The organism is Photobacterium aquae (assembly GCF_001029445.1).
Classification (GTDB): domain Bacteria; phylum Pseudomonadota; class Gammaproteobacteria; order Enterobacterales; family Vibrionaceae; genus Photobacterium; species Photobacterium aquae.
Window position 1 is genome coordinate 193,297 of the sequence record NZ_LDOT01000002.1, and the last position, 20,547, is coordinate 213,843.

Below are 20,547 nucleotides of genomic sequence, written 5' to 3' on the forward strand. Positions count from 1 at the left end.
TAATTATCGGTCAAACCCGACCTAGACTTAAACAGATTTCAAAAGATTTTAACTTGTGAAATATAGTGAACAAAAAATAGCACTTATTTACTTCTGAACTGTTACTAATTAATCAACAAGGGGAAATGAAAGCTATTTAATATGACTGAGGCCCTATAAAACAATAATAAGATTAAGTAAAAGAATATCGAAAGCCAGGGTAGCCTTCACTTAATAATGAAATATGAAACGGGCACATTCTCAATTGTCTTTATTTTTAGTGATCGATTTAATATATATTCACAAGCGCATACACCAATGTTACCTCAAGATACAATATTCAGATGGATTCAATCCAAGATCATTACAAATAAAAAACCGCTGTTTTTTACAACAGCGGTTTTCTTTTCAAAGGATTCTATCTTTAACGACATTAGAAGCTAAGCAGTTTACGGCCTGTCGTTTTATCTGCTGGCCCAGAAACAGGCTTACCCTGTTTATTCCCACCTCGGGATTTGGCCGGTTTCGCCGCTTTGTTCGTATTCTTATTCTTTGCCTTATTCGTCGCAGAACCTTTTGCCCCACCCTTCGCTTTATTTGACGCTTTAGGCTGTGGGCTGACCGATGGTTTCACCGTTGGTTTTTCTACTGCTTCAGTAACGGGCTTATCGCAGATGACCAAATAATACTCTTCGTTGAACTCAATAACATCGCCATCATACACCTTACGGCGCTTACGCTGTTCAAGCTCACCATTAACCGCGACATAACCCTCGGCAATGGCAAGCTTTGCTTCCCCACCGCCGCTCACTGCATTGGCAATTTTCAGCACCTTGTACAACTCAATCGGCTGACAATCTACCTCAATACCCAGTGCTTCTACTTCATACTCTTCGTGTTCTTGCGACATCTTGTACCCACCACGGGTTATATAATATTACCGTGATTTTAACCCAATGCCCGAGAGTATTCACCATATAGCCTCGTTATCCCCTTCTCGGAGGTTTTATCTACCTTGAGGCCACCTGAGTAACAGTATATTCTCGCAAGCATTATTCACCGAGATGCTTAATAACCATGACAACTATCCAATATTGCCCATCATGTGGGTCATCAGCACTAAGGCATTATGAAAAACACATCAAATGCGACCAGTGTGATTTTGTCTACTACCACAATACCGCCTCTGCCGTAATGGCAATTATTCGTTGTAACGATGAAGTGCTCATTGCTATTCGTGGACGAGAACCCGGTTTAGGGATGTGGGATTTCCCCGGAGGCTTTGTCGACTACGATGAATCACTTGAACAAGCCCTATACCGCGAACTTAACGAAGAACTGAGCTTCACACCGCCCCACTGCCGTTATGTCGGCTCATCGCCAAATACCTACTTATACGAAAATATCACTTATAAAACATGCGATTGCATTTTTATCATCGATCTTGTGAACAAGCCTAACCTTGTTGCCGCCGATGACGTTGCCGAAATTTTGTGGGTACCGGTTACTGACATTTCCCCTGATCGTTTTGCATTTGACTCTACCCGTCAAGCTCTTAACTTCTTACAAAAATAACCAATCTTATTTTTCGCACCGTGACATTCATAATGAACCAAGAGACAATGCACCAATATTGATATCAATTCCAACGGAGGGGAGTAGCCAGATCTACGCCTTAGCACTCCGCCCTAAATTACCACACCAAGGATGATGATTTTTTAACCGACCCGATACAGGATGTCCTCTAGAAACGACATGATGACTTCGAGGGTATAACGTCATGCTTATTTTTGATAAAGACTATGCTTTTAGCGCTGAATCACAGTGGGTTACCGAAAATTCGGCACCAACAACCCATGCTGACACTGACAACGAATATGCACAAAAACGCAAGGCACTTGTCGCAGCAGCCCAAAAGAACGGTGGCCTAGTCGCCGACTAATCGCCTCTCCGCACTGGTGGAACAAGGGGCCGGGCCGCCAACTCGCCCCCTCCTAGTACATCACTAAGCAATCATTAGATGTACTAGGCCATCAGTGCACCTTTTATTCTTCTTGCCATCGTTCAACCCAACCAAATAACACTTGTTCTTCGTGCAATGCCTTTTCTTCTGCTATCTCTTAATGGGTAACCATAATTGACTTGTCAATAAGGATGATGCCATGTTCAAACGCCTGCTCACCCTACTCATTGTCCTGCTCCCCTTGCAACTTGTCGCCGAAGAACCACCATACAGCCGAATGGATATGTTCGACAGGCCCCTGATGGAGCGCTATGTCCTCGACGAACTCAAAGCCCTGCGAACAGAACAGCAAGATCTCGAACGCAGAATGACAGTCGTAATCACCGACCGAGAACTGTCGGTCGCCGACAAATCAATGAATTATGCCAATGTCACCGTCACCTACTTCTTCTACTTAATTGCCGGTGCTGCCTCGCTTTTTGCCCTAATTGGCTGGCAGTCATTGCGTGAACTGCGTGACAACACAAAAAAAATGGCAGACCAACAGCTCCAGGAAATTACCGATCAATACGAAAGTAAATTCCGCCAACTAGAACAAGACCTCAAGCGCAAGACCCGGATCATCGCCCAAAATAACCGCGAAATTGAAACGATTAACGAAATCCACAACCTTTGGCTACGTTCGCAGAGCCTGCAAACCCCAGAGCAGCGGATCGAAGTGTACGATGAAATATTAAAAATCCGCCCCGGTGATTTAGAAGCACTGACCTACAAAGCCGATGCGGCAATGGAAATCCGCGAGTTCCATTGGTCACTGAGCCTCTGCAACCGAGTCCTTGAACTGGATGTCAATAACGCTCATGCCCTCTACCAACGCGCCTGTGCCTATGCCTGTTTAGGCTCTGAAGAGTTAGCCATCAATGATCTTGAACAAGCGATTGCAGGCAGTGCCTCGCTAAGAGAGCTAGCCGCCGAAGAGAACGACTTCGAATCACTATGGGGTAATGACCGTTTCGAAGCGCTAATCACCCAAAACGAACAACTATAGGCATTACACATTTAAATCAAGGAAAAGATATGCAAGTGATATACAATGCCGTGCAATAATCACATAAGCTAGTAATCAAATGAAAACACTACTAAATGCAGCTTTTTGTACTGCAATCGCCTTTACTCCCAAACTTTCGGCGGCTACCTTTGATCAGTTAGTCGCCGATAAACAACCCGACCGACAGATCATTGACTGCCGCTCGAGCAATTATTACAACGGCTGGCCAGAGGCCGGACAGCACAAGGGTGGGCATATCCCAGGAGCGATCAATTTCGATAGCGACTGGCTCAGCACACTCCGACCGCAAGTCGTACGAAGCGAGCTCGAAAGCCGTGGCATTGATTTCAAGCAACGAACAACCCTTTACTGCAGCACCACCAAAGCTGCAGCCTTAAAATCTCAGCTCAATGCACTCGGCAAATATGATGTCGAGGTGATCACCCAGCCGGTTGAACAGTACCCTGACAAACTGGCTGCCCTCGAGAACTACCAACAACTGGTTCCGGCCAGCTGGTTACATCAGCTTATTGAAGGCCAATCCGTAAGCCACGCCCCCGCCAAAGGGTTCAAAGTCGTGGAAGTCGCATGGGGGCCACCAGCAAAATACCTCGCCTCACACATACCGACAGCCTTGTATCTCAATACAAACAATATTGAGTCAGAGCCATGGTGGAATCACGTTGATAACGATCAACTCGGCGAATTACTGCGTGAGCTAGGCATTAGCCACGACACCACCGTGATCCTGTACGGTCGTGACAATACCGCAGCAGCACGAGCAGCCAATATCATGATGTACGCTGGCGTCGAAGATGTTCGCCTGCTCAATGGTGGGTGGAAATCTTGGATCAATGCTGGCTACCCAACCCAAGCCTTGCTGAACAGCACCGAGCCTGTCGATTTCGGGCGCCCGATCCCGGCTCATCCGGAATATATTATTGATATACAGGGAGCCAAAGAGATTCTGGCTGATCAGGATAACCAGTCACTGGTCAGCATCCGCAGTTGGGCCGAATACATCGGCGAAACCAGCGGATATAAATATATCGATCCCAAAGGTCGCATAAGCGGTTCAAAATGGGGACACGCAGGCTCTGATGCCTACAGCCTAGAAGACTTCCGCAATCCGGACGACACCATGATCAGCGAAGATTTGATCACCAAATTCTGGAAAGATTGGAATATCCATAAAAACCAAAATGTCTCATTTTATTGTGGCACCGGCTGGCGAGCCTCTGAAGTCTTCTTTTATGCCCATGTCATGGGCTGGAAGCACATCAGCGTATTTGATGGCGGCTGGTTTGAATGGAGCGGAGACCCTGCCAACCCAGTAGAACACGGCGAGATCCCTAATGCGCCAATCTCAACGCATCATACTCGCTAACCCATACTGTACATCCTCTACTTGAGTGTGAGATATAAAAAAGGCTGCGATTAACGCAGCCTTTTTACCGAATATATAACCTCTTCGTGTCTATGCGTCTGAACCACCAAAAGACTGGTTCAGGGCCTCAATTGACGCACGATAGACAGACTCCAGCTGCTCAACGGAAAGATCGCCAATATCACCCTCTTTGGCTGATTTCTCAAATGCCTGACAAACCTGATGAAGTCTCGTCAACCCCATTGTACCCGCAGCCCCCTTCAGGGTATGTGCCAAGTTGGCAACATCAGCCAACTGCACTTCCTCAATCGCCGGGAGCAACTTCGCCATCGTGTCTGCCGACGAGTCGCTGAACAGACCGATCATCTTATTGACCAGTTCCGCACCCAGTACCTGCAAATCACTGCCCAGCACCTTTTCATCCAAAATCGGCATATCACTATTCACCACTTTCTGCTCCGCATTATCAATAGCTTGTTCCAAATCGACGTTCTCATCACCACACGCAAGGCATGATAGATTCACCCTTTCTCGCCCAGCCAGAACCTTGGCTATGGTATCAACCAACTGATGCTCCACCAGCGGTTTCGGCAAGAAACCAGAGAATCCCGCATTGAGGTAAAGCTCCACCTCTTCATTAAAGACATGGGCCGAAAATGCCACCATCGGGGTCTCATGGGATGTTGAGCTATCCCGTTCTATCTGCTTGAGGTCCCCAAGCAAGGTCACCCCATCGGTATCTGGCAAGTTAATATCCAACAAGGCCACATCAAAACGCTGCTCAGCAAACACGACCTTGGCCTGCGCGCCATCCTCTGCCACTATGACCCGATGGCCCAGACGACGCAAAAAGCCCTCAGCAACCAAGCTATTAACCGGATTATCTTCGACCAGTAACACACAGGCCGAAGGAATGTCATCTTGAGCCACGGCTTCGGCGGCGACTTCGCATTCACCAGAGGCCAAGTTCAGACTGAACCAGAAACAGCTCCCTTCACCCGGCGTAGAGTCCAGCCCAATCTCACCGCCCATTGCTTCCACAATTCGTCGGCTAATCGCCAGGCCAAGCCCGGTTCCGCCCATGGTCTGGCGGCCATCGCTAGACTGCTGGAAAGCATCGAACATACTGTCCTGCTCATCGTACGGAATACCGATGCCAGTATCTTCAACCTGAAAATCCAAGCGTCCAGGATGCAACGGGGAAGAGGATACCCAGACACTGACTTGGCCCTCATTGGTAAACTTGATTGCGTTACCCACTAAATTCACAAGTATCTGGCGAATACGGGTCGCATCACCTACCCAGAACTCCTCCAGTTGCTCGTCAATTTCAGTGACCAAGGCAATTCCCTTGGTGGCGGCCCGATTATTCAACAAGCTGTAGACATCCTGGACCAACTCACGCAACGAGAAATTGGAAGGGCGAATATCCAAATGCCCAGCTTCAATTTTCGAATAATCCAAAACATCATTGAGGATATCAAGCAGCGTTTCGCCACTACGGTTAATCACCGCAAGGTACTCAGCCTGCTGCTTGTTCAGACCAGTATCGGCCAGCAGCGAAGCTGTACCCAATACCCCATTCATTGGCGTCCTAATTTCATGACTCATTGTCGCCAGGAAGGCAGACTTGGCGCGGTTGGCTCGCTCGGCTTCAGTACGCGCCTCTGCGTGCTTTTTCACCTCTTGGTTCAGTTGGCTGTTAGCCTCTTTCAACTGGCTGGTACGTTCTGCGACCAAGCGTTCAAGACTGGTCTTATGCTGTTGCAACTCTGAACGGATTTTCGATTCAACCTGTGCCAAGCGGTGACGCTCATAGGCGGTGTCGCGAGCCACCATGATCGCCCGCCCCATCTGTGCCAGTTCATCGTCGCCATGAGAAATTAGGCGAATTTCCAAATCCCCTCTTGCCAGCGACATCAGCGCCTGACTGTAGTCGTTAATCCTGCGAATAACCCTCGCGTAGACGAAACGCCACATGATCAGCACCAAAGCGATCATCCCCAATGCAGAAATCGCAATCAGGCTATTACGGGCTACGGTCAGTGTTTGATCAACCTGCGTCACGGCCTGCTGGGTACCAAGGTTGGCAGCTTGGATAATTTCATCCACTGTCTGATTCAGTTGCTGGAACATCACCAAGTTCTGTTGTTCCATCCGCTCAACGTCCTGCCGCGCATGGATCAATGCCTCCAACTTATGGAAAAAGTCCCCGCTTTGGTTGAGTACCTCGCCCAATTCAACCAATTGCGCCGAACGACTCGGATCCTCAACCGACTTGACCCGTTGCTGGATCACGGTCACCGCATAGGTATAGCGCTTTTTTAAATTATGAAGTTCATCAATTCGGTTTATCTGGATACTGTCATCCAGCATGTTGATCACTTGCAATGACAGAAAACGAAGCTCGAACAAGCGCTCGCTCAAATCCATGTCCACTTCAACCAAGCTATCAAGGGCCTTGAACACCGCACTGGTATTGCCCTTCTCAACCAAGTCATAAATGCGTGACACATTCGCCACCGCAATAGTATTGGCGTTGGAAACCTGCGATTGCGACAGTGAGTCAATCTGCATCGTCGCCGATGTCATCTGCTCATTCATTGACTCAACCTTATCGGTCAACTCTAATTTTCGCCCAACCAAAATACCGAGCATGGCCAAATTATTAATGATGTTTTCAACATCTTTGGTCAACTGCTTAACCAATGCCGGCTTAAAGGAGTACCGCTCAAGTGATTTAAGGCTGCTGTGCAGAGCCTGAATATGAATCGTCAGTGACTTACCTTGCCGTTCACGCTCCTGCTCGTCCTTGGACTTTGCCAAAACCTGGGCATTGAAAATAATACGGGAGCTAAGATCCGACAGCTGCCGAGCCTCAACCAGGGCAGGTACTGCCGAATTGATCACATTGCGCTCGGTTTTGGCAACCAACGAAAAACCTGCAACGCCAATCACAACCGCGATAATCATCAAACCGGCCATCATCGAGAAGGCAATCAGCAGCTTTTGGCCAATTCCACTGGGGGTAAACGTCATAATTTATCAACCATCGTGCAGGCTTTAGCTATATATAAAGAGAAAACAGCCTGATAGACGCAAAAAATGGTATTATACCCAAACACCATATTTTCACCCAGCCTTAAGCAGGCGAATCAGTACAGATTGAACATGATAAATAAATGGCTCCTCCCTTTGCTGCTTTGCGCCAGCGTCACCCAGCCGGTACAGGCCATCGACGTATTAGCAGGCAAACCCGGCCAGAGCATGGAAAAAATAAATTATCAGCCCCTGAGCCATGCAACAAAGCCGTGGAAACTCTGTACTGTTTATCCCCACCTCAAAGACTCCTACTGGCTCTCCATTGACTATGGAATGGTCGAGCACGCCCGCAAACTAGGGGTTCAGCTCAAAGTCCTTGAGGCAGGCGGCTACCCCAACCTTGCAAAACAAAAAGCACAACTGACCGATTGCCGAGAATGGGGAGCAGACGCCATTATCCTCGGCACTGTGGATAGCCATGCCTATGAAAACCAGCTCACTGAGCTTACCGGTAATATCCCGGTATTCGCGACGATCAATGAACTGGATACATCCACGGCCGACAGCGCCAAGAAGATCATTGCCCGAGTAGGCATAGACTGGTATTACATGGGTCAGGCCGCTGGCGAGTATCTTGCCAAGCGTCATCCAAGGGGCAGTGGCATCGTCAATATTGCGCTACTGCCAGGCCCGCTAAAACGCGGTGGGACAAAACCGGTTGTCCAAGGCTTCATGGATGCCATTGCCGATAGTGATATCAATGTCGTCACCAAACTCTGGGCCGACAACAGCAAAGAACTGCAACGCAATCTTATCCAGCAACTGTTCACCAGCGGCCACCATATTGATTACATCGTTGGCGGAGCCGTGGCGGCAGAAGTGGCTATCAGCGAATTGCGCACCAATGGCAAGAGCAACGACATTAAGCTCGTCTCGACCTATCTCAGTCATGGCGTATACCGTGGATTGCTACGCAACAAAATCCTGTTTGCCCCTACCGACAAAATGGCTCAGCAGGCAATGTTGTCTGTCGATCAGGCCGTTCGCTACTTGGAACATAAACCGATCGAGTTGGAACTGGCCCCTATTGTTGAAGGCCTGACCCCGACACACCTGCCCGACAACGTGATTATGGAATCGCTCTCTCCGGCGGAGTTTCGTCCTGTATTCAACGTACCGGCGCCGCCCCGCCCGTAATACGTACAAACCATGTTGATTGTTTAACCTAAGCAAATGAAATGGGGTGACTTACTTACAAGTTTCACCATTTTCCTTTGTACATCATGCTGCGGCTCTGGTTTGATATAGCCAGCTTCGTTCTCACCTTTTTGGAGCATGACATGCACGCAACAACTCGTACTATGGTTAAGGCCAAACATATCGCCCTTGTTGCCCACGACAACTGCAAGCAGCAACTGTTACGATGGGTAATGGAACACAAGGAAAAACTGGCAGGCCATATTCTGTATGCCACAGGAACTACCGGTCATATGATCGCCAAGGCCTCTGGCCTTGAAGTCAATTGCCTACTAAGCGGCCCAATGGGGGGCGACCAACAGCTTGGTGCTCAGATCTCCGAAGGCAATATCGACATGATGATCTTCTTCTGGGATCCACTCAATGCCGTTCCGCACGATCCTGATGTCAAGGCCCTACTGCGGATCTCAGCGGTATGGAATATACCGGTAGCCACCAACCGTGCCAGTGCCAATTTTATGATTTCATCTCCGATGCTCGATGAAGAGGTGGAAATCGAAATCCCCGATTATGACGCCTATATCAAAGAACGTTTAGGCTGACAGAAAGAACCTAGCCCCCAAGCCACCGCGCAGGGGGTTAGGTTGTCCAGAATCCAACAATGCAACATTCCCTTCCCCTTACCACTTGGGTATAAATCGCAACTTGGGTATATAGTTATCTAAAAATAACGATAATTTACTCGGTGGCGATAATGAAAGCATGGAAACTGACACAAGCAGAGGGCATAGACAGCCTCTCTCTGAGCAAGGCTGCCAAGCCAACACCAGCAGCAGATGAAATCTGTATCCGCGTCCATGCCGTTGGTCTAAATCCCATCGATTACAAACTCGCTCACTGGGGGTATGCCACCTGGCACTATCCGCAGATTATCGGGCTGGATGTCGCAGGCACCGTCTCGTTCGTCGGCAAAGATGTCAAACATTTCCACCCCGGAGACCGGGTCATGGTCTTTGTCGATCCCCGCTATGCCGGTGGATTTGCCGAATATGCCGTTGCCAAAGCCTACGCCGTCAGCCGCCTCCCGGATAATGTCAGCTTCACCGATGCTGCCGCCCTTCCTTGCGCAGGCTATTCGGCCTGGATAGCCCTGTACGACAAACTGAGGGTAACCGCAGGACAAAGCATAGCGATCACCGGCGCAGGAGGTGGTGTCGGTGGCTATGCGGTCCAGTTGGCAAAATTAGCCGGGGCGACCGTCTATGCGATTGCCCACCAGCAACACCATGAACGGCTTCGGCGCTACGGGGCCGACGCGGTCATCGATCCCGAACGCGATAATCCGGCAATGCGCCTTATCGAACTGACTGAGGACAAATTGGTCGACGCCGCCATCGACTGTGTGTCGGCCAAATCCGGCAGTATTCTTAGTGCCTTAATCCGCTACAACGGCCATATCGTAATGGTTGCCGACCAGTTCAATCAGGTTCCCCTGCTTGCTTCAACCAAAGCCATCAGCATCCACGAGGTCGCATTGCACGGCACCTATGCCCACGGACACATCGAGCATATTCAGCACCTCGCCGATATCGGCAACCAACTGGCAACGTTAGTCAGCGAAGGCCGCCTCGACCCGATGGTCGAACAGGTACTCCCTTTTGCGCAGTTAACCGAGGGATTGCGAATTCTCAAGGCCGGGACCCACAGCGGCAAAATTGTCAGCAGCATAAAAGAAGAATAAAAAAGCCCAGCCAATAAACAGGGCTGGGCTTGGGTGGTAGCGTTACCAAGGTCGTTTATTTTGCCTTGGCCTTGCTCTTAACTCGCTTAATCTTATTCATAACCGGGTACGCCTCATCGATGAGCTCATTGACAAACGGCGAGGTCTTCTCAGGATCAGCACACACCCATACATGCTGCTTGGCACGCGTCAAAGCGACATAAAACAAACGGCGCTCCTCGGCATCGGCGTATGATTCCGTTTTAGCCTGCAAGGCCGCAGCCAGCCCTGTATCACGATCAGGCGCAGGGAAGACACCACGGTTTACGTCCAATATAAACACGTAATCTGCTTCGCGTCCCTTGCTGGCATGGCAAGTCATAAACGTTAAACCCAACTGTGGCCATTTATCCTGCCACTGCTTGAGTTTCTCTGGTCGCTGGTTGTTATTACGCCCCAACAATAGCGTTGTCGACGAATCCTTTACCTGTGCCGCCAACTGCGCCAACTCTTGATCGATTAAATCCTGACACAACAAAGTAACGGCTTTGCGCTTTTGTTTTTTGAAGCTATTAAGCGTTTTCGGTAACTGTGCCGGGTTTTGCTGAATAAAGTGATTGGCAACCTCACCAATCATACTGTTGAAACGGTAAGTCGTGTCTAGCTCGGTGATATGACAAGCGCCGAACCGCTGTTCAAAGCCCGTCGTCAAATTCAAATCCGCACCGGCGAAACGGTATATCGCCTGCCAATCATCACCCACGGCAAACAAAGTCGGGCGCACCCCATCCTTGCCATCTCGACATAATGCCTCTATCAATGCCAAACGATGCGGTGAGATATCCTGATATTCGTCGACCATCACGAAGCGCCACGGCGATACGAATTTATTCTCCCTCACGTACTCGGTCGCTCGCTGGATCATCGAATTGAAATCGATATGCTTACTGGCTTTGAGATGCTGTTCATACGCTCGGTAACACGGCCAAAGCAACGCGAGTTCGCTCTTCATCCGAGCCTTTGCCGTATCCAGATGGTAGCTCTCAATACTGGCAACTAATTGCAACTTATTGCCGCCCCGCTGCCCGATCAATTCAATATGTCGCCATACCCAACTGGCCAGTTGTTCGTTACGGGCCTGTTTTTCCTGCGAGTTATCGGTTTTAACGCCGGGGATCCGCCACTGGGACAAATGCCGCTGCCAACGCTTGGCCGATGCTTCATTGCTCCACTGCTCAGTCAACACGGTAGCAATCCAATCAGCCCGGGCCTTTTCATCCAAGGTCAATGGCGATACGCTGGGCATTTCGCCCTCAACCGCTTTAATAATCTGGGTGCCAAGGCTATGGAACGTTGCCACCTTGATTTGACGGCTCACTTTTTCAGCCATCCGCTCGCTCATTTCCTGCGCCGCTTTTCGACCAAACGCCAACATCAGGATCTGCTCGGGTTGAGCCGTCTGGCTCGATAACAGATAACCGGCGCGAGCCACAAGTACGCTGGTCTTACCGCTACCTGCACCGGCAAGCACCAGATTATGATCCTGATTGAGCAAAATAGATTCCCGCTGGGAGGTATTCAGTGGCGATGACTCAAACGTATCGAACCAGGAGGCCCACTTTTCCTTTTCCTTCTCGAGCCAAAGCTGGTTGGCATTATCAATCCACTCGCTATTGTCACCCAGCCACGGGGTGATCTGCTCAAATGCCATCGGACGGAATGATGCGGCCAATTCGTTCGTCAACCCAGTAGAGACCAGCGACTGCTCAAGATAATGGCACAGATCCCGGTGATCGGATTCTCGCAAGTATGCGTCTTTTTCGGTCAGAGTTCGAATCTGGCCCAGCATCTCTGGCAACAGACCATCGAGTTTCTCTACCCGTCCCTGCGCCCAGCTCCGGTAAGCGTCAAGCAATACATTGGCAAAAGCCTTGCACTGCTGCCAAGGCAGGCCGTGAACCGTCCAGCAATACTTCTGATCTGCCGATGTCAGCTCAAAGCTGCCCCAAAGGACACCCCGTTGCACATTGATCGCACCGTCCCAGTCATCAAAGGGGATCTCTTCTGTCTCAAGCTGACTATCCAAAATCAGGGCGTTGTCACCAAGCGCAATACTGCAATAATCACCTTGGGCAAGCCACTGGGCCAACCACCCCGCTGTCAAACGCATCACATCACCAAATAAAAATTAAACGCTGTATAGAGCCAAGTTGCCTAACAATACAAGATTCATGCCTGTATATATACCCAGTCATATAGAGAAACTGGATACAAAAAGTGCATTCTCGCTCAAACAAGCTGCTCGAAGCGGCTTGGGTATCAAAATCACTGTCGCCCAAAGAGTATCAAGAACTGTATTTTGACCATAGCGGCAACGACCTATTTTGCGTAAAATTTCTGCTAAAAAATTCCTATACGTGTCATTTTTAAAGGGTTTTATATCCAACAGGTAACGAGTTTGTTATCTTTGGTGGCTAACGCATATTTTCTGTATTTCTGTTGATCCCCTCGGAACAGACTTTTCATCATGCAAACCAATCGACTTATGCTTCGCCGTTACTGGGCCAACGACCGTATCAACTACAGTATTCGTGTATTCATCGCTTTAGTTGGTGTCGCCCTGCCTTGCTGGTATCTCGATGCCAAATCAGAAATCACCCCCTTGGTTCTTGGTATCATTGCTTCTGCCTTGGCCGAAACCGATGACAGCTTCAGCGGCCGAATAAAAGCCCTGCTCATGACCCTGCTCTGCTTCTTTATTGCTGCATTGTCCATTGAGTTGCTGTTCCCCTATCCGCCGCTGTTCGCCATCGGGCTGTTTGTCTCGACATTCGGCTTTATCATGCTCGGTGCCATGGGGGCCCGTTACGCCAGCATCGCTTTCGCCTCACTCTTGCTGGCGGTCTATACCATGCTGGGAGCGGCAGAAAGCCCGAATCTATGGTACCAACCGACACTGTTACTGGGCGGAGCCGCTTGGTACGGGCTGCTATCGCTAACCTGGCACTTACTGTGGCCAAATCAGCCGGTTCAGCAGAGCCTTGCTGCCGTGTTTACGGAATTCGCCTGCTACCTCGATTGCAAAAGCCAGTTATTTGAGCCCGTTGCCAACCTCAACCCGCAACCATTGCGACTGGCTGCGGCGAGTCAAAATGCCCGAGTGGTCAACGCATTGAATAATGCAAAATCGACGTTGCTGCACCGTGCCCGACGCGGCCACCCAAACCATACTGGCGACAAATTCCTCAAAATTTATTTCCTCGCCCAAGATATCCATGAACGAGCAAGCTCGTCACATTACCGCTACCAAATTTTGGCCAAGGAATTCCAACGCAGCGATGTTCTGTTCCGGTTCCAGCGCCTCCTTGCCCGTCAGGCTAATGCCTGCCGAGAAATTTCACACGCACTGGCCATGGGCAAGCCCTATCAACACGGTGCCCAAAGCGTACTCGCTCTGGATGAACTTCAAGAATCACTGCTGTATCTTAAAACCCAAAGTAATCCGCAGCTTCGTAGTTATGTCAGCCAGCTGGAATACCTATTCAACAACCTCGCGACTGTTGAAAGGCAACTGTCCAACGTCAGCAACCCCGACGTCGCCGCCACCAGCAACGAAACCGAACTGGCCGACAACGAGGCACGCAGCATCAAAGACCATTGGCAGCGTATAGCCAGCCAATTTACGCCGCAATCGATCCTCTTCCGCCACGCTTTGCGCATGGCTATTGCCCTGACTGCCGGCTACGGCTGTATCCAAGCGCTGGATCTCGAGCGGGGATTCTGGATACTGCTGACCACCCTGTTTGTCTGCCAACCTAACTATAGTGCGACCCGCCAGCGCCTAAAGCAGCGCGTGATCGGCACATTGGCAGGCCTGCTCATCGGGATGCCGCTACTCTACCTATTTCCCGGACAAGAAGGGCAACTGGTGTTGATGGTACTGGCAGGCGTCTTGTTCTTTGCCTTTCGGATGGCTAACTACGGTTTGGCAACCATGTTCATTACCTTGCTGGTTCTATTTTGTTTCAACCAGCTCGGCGAGGGCTTCGCGGTGATCCTGCCTCGGCTGGGCGATACACTTTTAGGCTGCCTGCTGGCAGTATTGGCCGTTAGCTATATTCTTCCCGACTGGCAGGCAAAACGTCTCCACAAAGTGATGGCAGCAGCCATTCAAACCAACCGCGACTATCTGGCTCAAATTATCGGCCAGTACCGCATCGGCAAAAGAGACAGCCTGAGCTATCGTATTGCCCGGCGCGAAGCACACAATACCGATGCCCAACTCAGTACCGCCATCAGTAACATGCTGTCGGAACCTGGTCGCTACCGAATGGCAACAGATGAATGCTTCCGCTTTCTAACCATCAACCACGCCATGCTAGGCTATATCTCGGCCTTGGGGGCACACCGTACCCAACTAGACGATGAATATACCCACCATCTGGTCGCTCAAGCCCATAGGCTGATCCACAGCCATCTCGATTGTCTGGCCGCTCAGCTCGATGGCAATCAGTGCGCTCAAGCACCGGAGTCTGACAGTGAACTGGAGCAGCGCTTGGCCCAATGGCGAGACGAAGACTGTACCTCTGCCAAAATGGTGCTCCAACAGCTCCATCTGATCCAACGGATGCTGCCAGAACTACACTCGCTAGCCAACAAACTGGCAGCCCGTACCAACCGTCCGCAACCATCATCGGCGCAATAGCCTTCCAGCAGAGAACAAAAAGGCCAACGCAGTGCGTTGGCCTTTGTTTTTCTGACAACTGAAAAACACTTAATACAGAGTGTTTTATCACCACCTGAGAGGGAATCTGCTCAAACTGCGCCCACCAAACATACGCAAAAGGAATTAATTAAAATCTATTAATGACAACAATGAATAAATTTAATTAAATTTTTCAAGCATATGGTCGCATTAATACATATTGCATGTGCGCATATTTACAACCAAAAAGCACATAGCAATACCTCTAACTCTCTTTTATCAGCCTTCGGAGCGTCAATGAAAACCAAAACCACAGCACGGTATATCCAGGTTTACCTACTGTTTGTGCTTATCATGACTGGTGCCGCCTTCTTTTCAGCACAAAGCGTTAAAAACACGATGGAAATCAAGAACATCGACCGCTTAACCAACCTTCTTACTAATGCACTGGCCACCGTCACTTACTTCGAAAAGCAAGCCCAAGAAGGCAAACTGCCTCTGGCTGTTGCCCAGCAACATGCGATGGATGTCTTGCAAAGCTACAACTACGCCCCTGATGAATATATTTGGGCAACCAATGCACAAATGACCTTTGTCGCCGCCCCACTTGATCCGCAAATCATCGGACAAGAGTTCGCAGCAGTGGTCGGCCAGCAAGCTCTTAGTGCCGTCAAATCTGAACTGCAGGGGAAAAGTGGCCAAGTCGTACATTACATCTGGTCCACAACCCGTGGTGACGTAACAACCGACGTTCAATCCATTGCCGTAAAAAGTCCGGATTGGGGCTGGTATCTGGGAAGCGGTGTACAAAATCGCAAAGTTGAACAAGCTTTCTACCAAATTCTTATCGAAAACCTCTCTGTTGCCTTGTTCGCCTGCCTTTTTGTCGGCGTGGGGATGTTCATCGCGCTGAAGCGCTACCAGCAGATCGTTGGCCATGAGCCATCAGAAATCCTGACTATCCTCGAACAGCTGTCAAGAGGCGATCTTAACCGAAGCTTCGAGCTAAACGGCAAAGAAACGGGGATCTACAAAGGCGTGTTGGAAACTGGTGGTGCATTGAAACACATGGTCGCCGAAATCAAGCAAGTCACTGTCGAGCTCAACAACAGCTGCGCCCAGATGGCCCAGTCAACGGAAACGGTATCGGGCAATACTGCGGTACAGGCCGACAAACTCAGCCAAGCCGCAACCGCTATGTCGCAAATTATGACCAGCGTCGAAGAAGTTGCGGAAAAGGCCAACTCCACCTCAAGCAATACCCAGGATGTAGAGGAAAATACCCAAACCTGCGCGGCAACAATGAGCCACGTCAATGAACAAATGGGGCTACTGACCGTTAACCTTGCCGAAAACCAGCAGCAGCTTGACCACCTACAAACTCAAGCAAACCGAATCTCCTCTCTGGTCGAAGAAATTCGGGCGATTTCAGAGCAGACCAACCTATTGGCACTCAATGCTGCCATCGAAGCGGCACGAGCGGGCGAAGTAGGACGCGGGTTTGCCGTCGTTGCCGACGAAGTGCGGGCACTGGCCGATAGAACCCAAAAGAGCACCGTTGAAATCGATAATCTCGTTTCGTCGCTGCGCAACGATACCCAGCTATCGGTCAAAATGCTGCAGGCAAACAATGACAATATCAGCCAGATCCACCAGCAGAACAGCCAGAGCCTGAACGATGTTAACTCCGTTTTCTCAACACTGGGCAACATCAATCATGACTGCGAACAAATTGCCGTGGTGACGGAAGAACAATTCGCAGCAACCGTATCGATGAACACCATCATCGAGAACTTGCTCGTCACGGCCGAAAGTACCAATCAGGAGATGGCATCAGCCAATGCGGTCCGCCATGATTTACTGCTAAAAGCCAACGGGCTATCAGAAATTGTTGCCGGTTTTAAGATCTAAGGCACAGGAAGCGAACCGCACACCGCGGTTCGCTTCACCTTCATCTGCAGTTGCTGTATACCTGCCTCATCAATCAGATTCGGGTATGCCTCATGGATGACTATTGTGACAAACGCAGCCTCGCCGCCTATTTCGAAGCACAGTGGCTAGACAAAATCAGGGAAATGGGTGATTCCACCCTCCTAAATTCAGCTTCACGTACGATTCCCGATAATTTCGTACAGTCCCCTTTCTACCTTCAGGTATGTGATTTTATCCATAGCTGCATTGCACAAACAGGCTCTTCTCCACGCAGTTTCCTTGAGGTCGGCCCAGCACTTGGCCGAGTGAGTTACGAGCTCTCCCGCAGCTATCCTAGCCTAGAAGAGGGATGGGTGGTCGAACCCTCTCACCGACTGATGACCCACTTTCGCCGACTGCTGCTAAATGCAGAGGGCTATTATTTCCCGTTTATCGAAAGCCTCCACCGACAAGGAAGCATCCACCTCAACACTGCCCCCTTGGTTCGTGATTGTCAGCACGTTTCCTTCCATTGCATCGAATCTCGCTATGATCACAACAGCATTCCAACGCCTGTTGATATAACCATTTGCCTCAATGTGATCGACCAATGCGAATCACCCTCTCTCATTGTCGATGCCCTCAAAGAGGATACCCGGCATGGCGGCATTGTTTTTCTGGCCAATACCTACCAGTGGCAGAAGAAACACCTCAAAGAGGCCAGCGAAGCCGTCAACGATATCAACCAGTATTTCACCGAAGATGGCTGGCAACCGTTGGAAGAAGCCGAAATACCCTATCACTTCCGTTTCAACGAACGCTTCTCCAAGCTCTTCCTATCACACGTCGTTGCCTACCGTAAGCGATGACCTCCCCCGATTTTGGGATAAAAAAACGGGTAGCCAAGCTACCCGTTTGTATTCGGTCTCAAACCAATATTATGACGAAGCCATGCCCCACTTAAGGTCATCATCAAGCACTTCGATCGCATCATCCAGATAAGATTCAACATGCTCTTCGACCAAATCATCCGGTTCTTCAAAGAAGGCAATATGGAAAATGGCATCCCCTTCATTTACCAACGGCAACGTCTGCTGGCCGATCACAATCCCCCCTTGGGGAGCGACCACGCTTTGCTCGGCGCTACCGGATGGGTCACTGATTGTCGCGATAACCTGATTTTTGGACACTTTCGCCCCCAATGCGACATGGGAGCGCAGCAAACCATCAAAATCAGCTCGTACCCAGCGTGTTGCTCTTGGCACCATTGGCTCAGGCAGTTTCTTGCTATGGCCAGTACGCAACATTTCGAGATGGCGCATCACACGCAGCACGCCGCTAACCCCAGCCCCAACAGCATGAGGATCAAGGCGCAGAGCCTCACCGGCTTCCATCGTGATTACCGGAATATCAAATTCCTCAGCGGCCGCGCGCAGCGATCCGTCACGCAGGGTCGCGTCAACGACCACCGGCGAACCAAATGCCATCGCCATCTCTCTAGCGGCAGGATTCTCCAAATTCGCCCGGATTTGCGGCAAATTGGTGCGATAGATTGCTGCAGTGTGCAAATCAACCACATGAGTACAGCGGCGCACAACCTGATTGAAATACTGATAAGCCATTCGCCCGGCAATCGAACCACGCTCAGATCCCGGGAAACAACGGTTAAGATCCCGACGATCAGGAAGATAACGTGATTTATGGATAAAGCCGAATACGTTAACCACCGGCACAGCAACCACAGTGCCATGCAGCTTCTTAAGATCAATCTTGTCAATCACCTGACGGGTAATTTCAATCCCGTTGAGCTCATCACCATGAATGGCTGCATTCACCAGCAATACCGGCCCGGGATGCTTGCCGTGAAGGATTTCCACCGTTACCGATAATGGCGAGTGAGTGTACAAACGGGCAATCTCAAGCTCGCAGCTTTTGCGTTCACCCGGACTAACCGTCACACCGCCTAGCTCAAAATCGACATTCATTGATTTCTTAGGCATGTAAAAATCCTTTTGTCATCGTTCTATTGGTTCGCAGGGTATGAAAAAAAACGTTGCCAAAACCCAACCTACATCACAAAATCACAGTCACTAACGTGAGTTAAACCAGAAAGCCACGATTTTCCACAACGTATTGATTAAATTATTAAAAACAATAAAATACTCTCATCGTCACCATGAAAACATTGGTTTCTAACGCTTAAACGCATCTCTTATTATCAGTGCTATCAGCAAAACCGCACCCATTCATGGTTTACTCACGCAGCACTTTCTGGTTCATTATGAAAACTATACCGCTTTTGTTCGTCAGCTTGTTGCTAACGGCATGTTCCATCGCTCCGCCGCCACCGCCGCCGCCATGCGATTGCAGCACGGTTAACCGCCCGCCTGTGGTTACTTTGCCACCAGCAGTGGTTATCCCACCACCGTCCACTGGCTCATCTAACACCCAGAACGAAAACCTCAACAAGCTGTTTGTCCTTCTCGCCCAGCACGTTAAAAAGCAATGGGGGGATGACGAATACCTCGAGGCCGGCAAGCACCGTTACGTAAAATACCTTGATGGCTATAAAACTCGCGCCCATATCGACTTCGATACCGGCAAGATTTATGTTTCCACCATTGCCCGTAACCTGCCGATGGAAAAACTCCAGCACGGTATCGTACAAACCTTGCTAATGCCTGCCGATCCACAGCATGCAGAGCTCTTCAGTGACAAAGAAGCGGTACTGAATGGAAAACCCTTCCTACTTGGCCAGGTTTTAGATCAAGATGGCAAACCAATAGAGTGGCAATGGCGTGCCAACCGCTATGCCGAGTACCTGATTGAGAACAAGCTTCAGAAAAAAGCACTCAAACGTGGAACGGCCTACTATGTTGAAATCAACATGGCAAAGGATCACCTTAGCCAGCGTGAATACCAGTATGCCCACTTAATCCGTGACGCGGCAAAACGCTACGATCTACCAGAAGATTTACTCTACTCGATAATCAAGACCGAAAGTAGCTTCAACCCTTATGCTGTCAGCCATGCCGGCGCCTACGGCTTGATGCAGGTGATCCCAAAAACCGCAGGGGCCGATGTCTTTAAACTCGTTAAAAACAAACCGGGAATTCCGACAAAAGACTACCTATTTGATCCGGCAAACAATATCGATACCGGTGCGGCCTATTTCTATATTTTGAAAAACCGCTACCTGCGGGAAGTTAAGAATCCAACATCCTTGCATTTCAGTATGGTGTCGGCCTACAACGGTGGTACAGGGGGCGTATTAAGCACCTTTGACTCTGATCGCAAACGCGCCATGACAAAACTGAACAGTCTGAAGCCGACTCAGGTCTACGATGCTCTGACCACTAAACACCCGAAAGCAGAAGCCCGACGCTACCTGCAAAAAGTGCTTTATTTCCAAAAGGACTTCAACAACGGCAAACTATAGCCATTTCAGGTTGTAGTCTGGCAAAGGTGGGATCTGAACACCACCTTTGCCAACCGCGTCATCTTTAGCAGCTCTTCTTCTACCAGAAGCAGCTGCTACATTAATTCAACAATCCCCTTAAAACAGAAACATTACGCCATGAATCACCCACAACTT

General features: G+C 49.7%; 15 protein-coding genes. 11 read left to right on the forward strand and 4 right to left on the reverse strand.

Features of this window, described 5'->3' with window-relative positions:
• Positions 1 to 412: 412 nt before the first annotated feature.
• Positions 413 to 889 (reverse strand): RNA-binding S4 domain-containing protein, encoded by a 477-nt coding sequence (locus tag ABT56_RS01550; protein WP_047877080.1) that lies wholly within the window; start codon positions 887 to 889, stop codon positions 413 to 415.
• A 167-nt stretch (positions 890 to 1,056) separates the two neighbouring features.
• On the opposite strand from ABT56_RS01550, the gene ABT56_RS01555 reads away from it, so the two are divergent.
• From ABT56_RS01555 to ABT56_RS01565, 4 genes are all read left to right on the forward strand, one after another.
• On the forward strand, positions 1,057 to 1,554 hold the full coding sequence (locus tag ABT56_RS01555; protein WP_047877081.1) for an NUDIX hydrolase: 498 nt from the start codon (positions 1,057 to 1,059) through the stop codon (positions 1,552 to 1,554).
• A 205-nt stretch (positions 1,555 to 1,759) separates the two neighbouring features.
• Positions 1,760 to 1,921, forward strand: a complete 162-nt coding sequence (locus ABT56_RS23830) for a hypothetical protein (RefSeq protein WP_157037763.1) — start codon at positions 1,760 to 1,762, stop codon at positions 1,919 to 1,921.
• Between the two features lie 220 nt (positions 1,922 to 2,141).
• Complete coding sequence (locus tag ABT56_RS01560; RefSeq protein WP_047877082.1) at positions 2,142 to 2,990, forward strand: TPR end-of-group domain-containing protein; 849 nt, start codon at positions 2,142 to 2,144, stop codon at positions 2,988 to 2,990.
• A gap of 79 nt (positions 2,991 to 3,069) precedes the next feature.
• The gene (locus ABT56_RS01565; protein ID WP_047877083.1) at positions 3,070 to 4,377 is read left to right on the forward strand and encodes a rhodanese-like domain-containing protein; all 1,308 of its coding nucleotides are present in this window, start codon (positions 3,070 to 3,072) and stop codon (positions 4,375 to 4,377) included.
• Positions 4,378 to 4,467: 90 nt separating this feature from the next.
• Here ABT56_RS01565 and torS read toward each other — a convergent pair whose 3' ends face one another.
• The gene (gene torS, locus ABT56_RS01570; RefSeq protein ID WP_047877084.1) at positions 4,468 to 7,416 is read right to left on the reverse strand and encodes a TMAO reductase system sensor histidine kinase/response regulator TorS; all 2,949 of its coding nucleotides are present in this window, start codon (positions 7,414 to 7,416) and stop codon (positions 4,468 to 4,470) included.
• Between the two features lie 132 nt (positions 7,417 to 7,548).
• Between torS and torT the strand changes: the two genes are divergently transcribed.
• From torT to ABT56_RS01585, 3 genes are all read left to right on the forward strand, one after another.
• Complete coding sequence (torT, locus tag ABT56_RS01575) at positions 7,549 to 8,616, forward strand: TMAO reductase system periplasmic protein TorT (RefSeq protein ID WP_047877085.1); 1,068 nt, start codon at positions 7,549 to 7,551, stop codon at positions 8,614 to 8,616.
• 143 nt (positions 8,617 to 8,759) lie between these two features.
• Positions 8,760 to 9,218: a methylglyoxal synthase gene (locus ABT56_RS01580; protein WP_047877086.1), complete on the forward strand. Its 459-nt coding sequence runs from the start codon at positions 8,760 to 8,762 to the stop codon at positions 9,216 to 9,218.
• 152 nt (positions 9,219 to 9,370) lie between these two features.
• Positions 9,371 to 10,357: a zinc-binding dehydrogenase gene (locus tag ABT56_RS01585; protein ID WP_047877087.1), complete on the forward strand. Its 987-nt coding sequence runs from the start codon at positions 9,371 to 9,373 to the stop codon at positions 10,355 to 10,357.
• 55 nt (positions 10,358 to 10,412) lie between these two features.
• On the opposite strand, the gene helD is transcribed toward ABT56_RS01585, so the two are convergent.
• Positions 10,413 to 12,506 carry a DNA helicase IV gene (helD, locus tag ABT56_RS01590; RefSeq protein WP_047877088.1) on the reverse strand — a complete coding sequence of 698 codons (2,094 nt, stop codon included), beginning with the start codon at positions 12,504 to 12,506 and terminating at the stop codon, positions 10,413 to 10,415.
• Positions 12,507 to 12,863: 357 nt separating this feature from the next.
• Between helD and yccS the strand changes: the two genes are divergently transcribed.
• The 3 genes from yccS to ABT56_RS01605 all read left to right on the forward strand — a co-directional run bounded on the left by yccS (position 12,864) and on the right by ABT56_RS01605 (position 17,821).
• Positions 12,864 to 15,041, forward strand: a complete 2,178-nt coding sequence (gene yccS, locus ABT56_RS01595) for a YccS family putative transporter (protein WP_047877089.1) — start codon at positions 12,864 to 12,866, stop codon at positions 15,039 to 15,041.
• Between the two features lie 297 nt (positions 15,042 to 15,338).
• Positions 15,339 to 16,952: a methyl-accepting chemotaxis protein gene (locus ABT56_RS01600; RefSeq protein ID WP_047877090.1), complete on the forward strand. Its 1,614-nt coding sequence runs from the start codon at positions 15,339 to 15,341 to the stop codon at positions 16,950 to 16,952.
• A 92-nt stretch (positions 16,953 to 17,044) separates the two neighbouring features.
• The gene (locus ABT56_RS01605) at positions 17,045 to 17,821 is read left to right on the forward strand and encodes a hypothetical protein (RefSeq protein WP_047877091.1); all 777 of its coding nucleotides are present in this window, start codon (positions 17,045 to 17,047) and stop codon (positions 17,819 to 17,821) included.
• 69 nt (positions 17,822 to 17,890) lie between these two features.
• Here ABT56_RS01605 and ABT56_RS01610 read toward each other — a convergent pair whose 3' ends face one another.
• Positions 17,891 to 18,952 (reverse strand): succinylglutamate desuccinylase/aspartoacylase family protein, encoded by a 1,062-nt coding sequence (locus tag ABT56_RS01610; RefSeq protein ID WP_047877092.1) that lies wholly within the window; start codon positions 18,950 to 18,952, stop codon positions 17,891 to 17,893.
• 281 nt (positions 18,953 to 19,233) lie between these two features.
• On the opposite strand from ABT56_RS01610, the gene mltC reads away from it, so the two are divergent.
• The gene (gene mltC, locus ABT56_RS01615; protein ID WP_047877498.1) at positions 19,234 to 20,391 is read left to right on the forward strand and encodes a membrane-bound lytic murein transglycosylase MltC; all 1,158 of its coding nucleotides are present in this window, start codon (positions 19,234 to 19,236) and stop codon (positions 20,389 to 20,391) included.
• Positions 20,392 to 20,547: the final 156 nt, after the last annotated feature.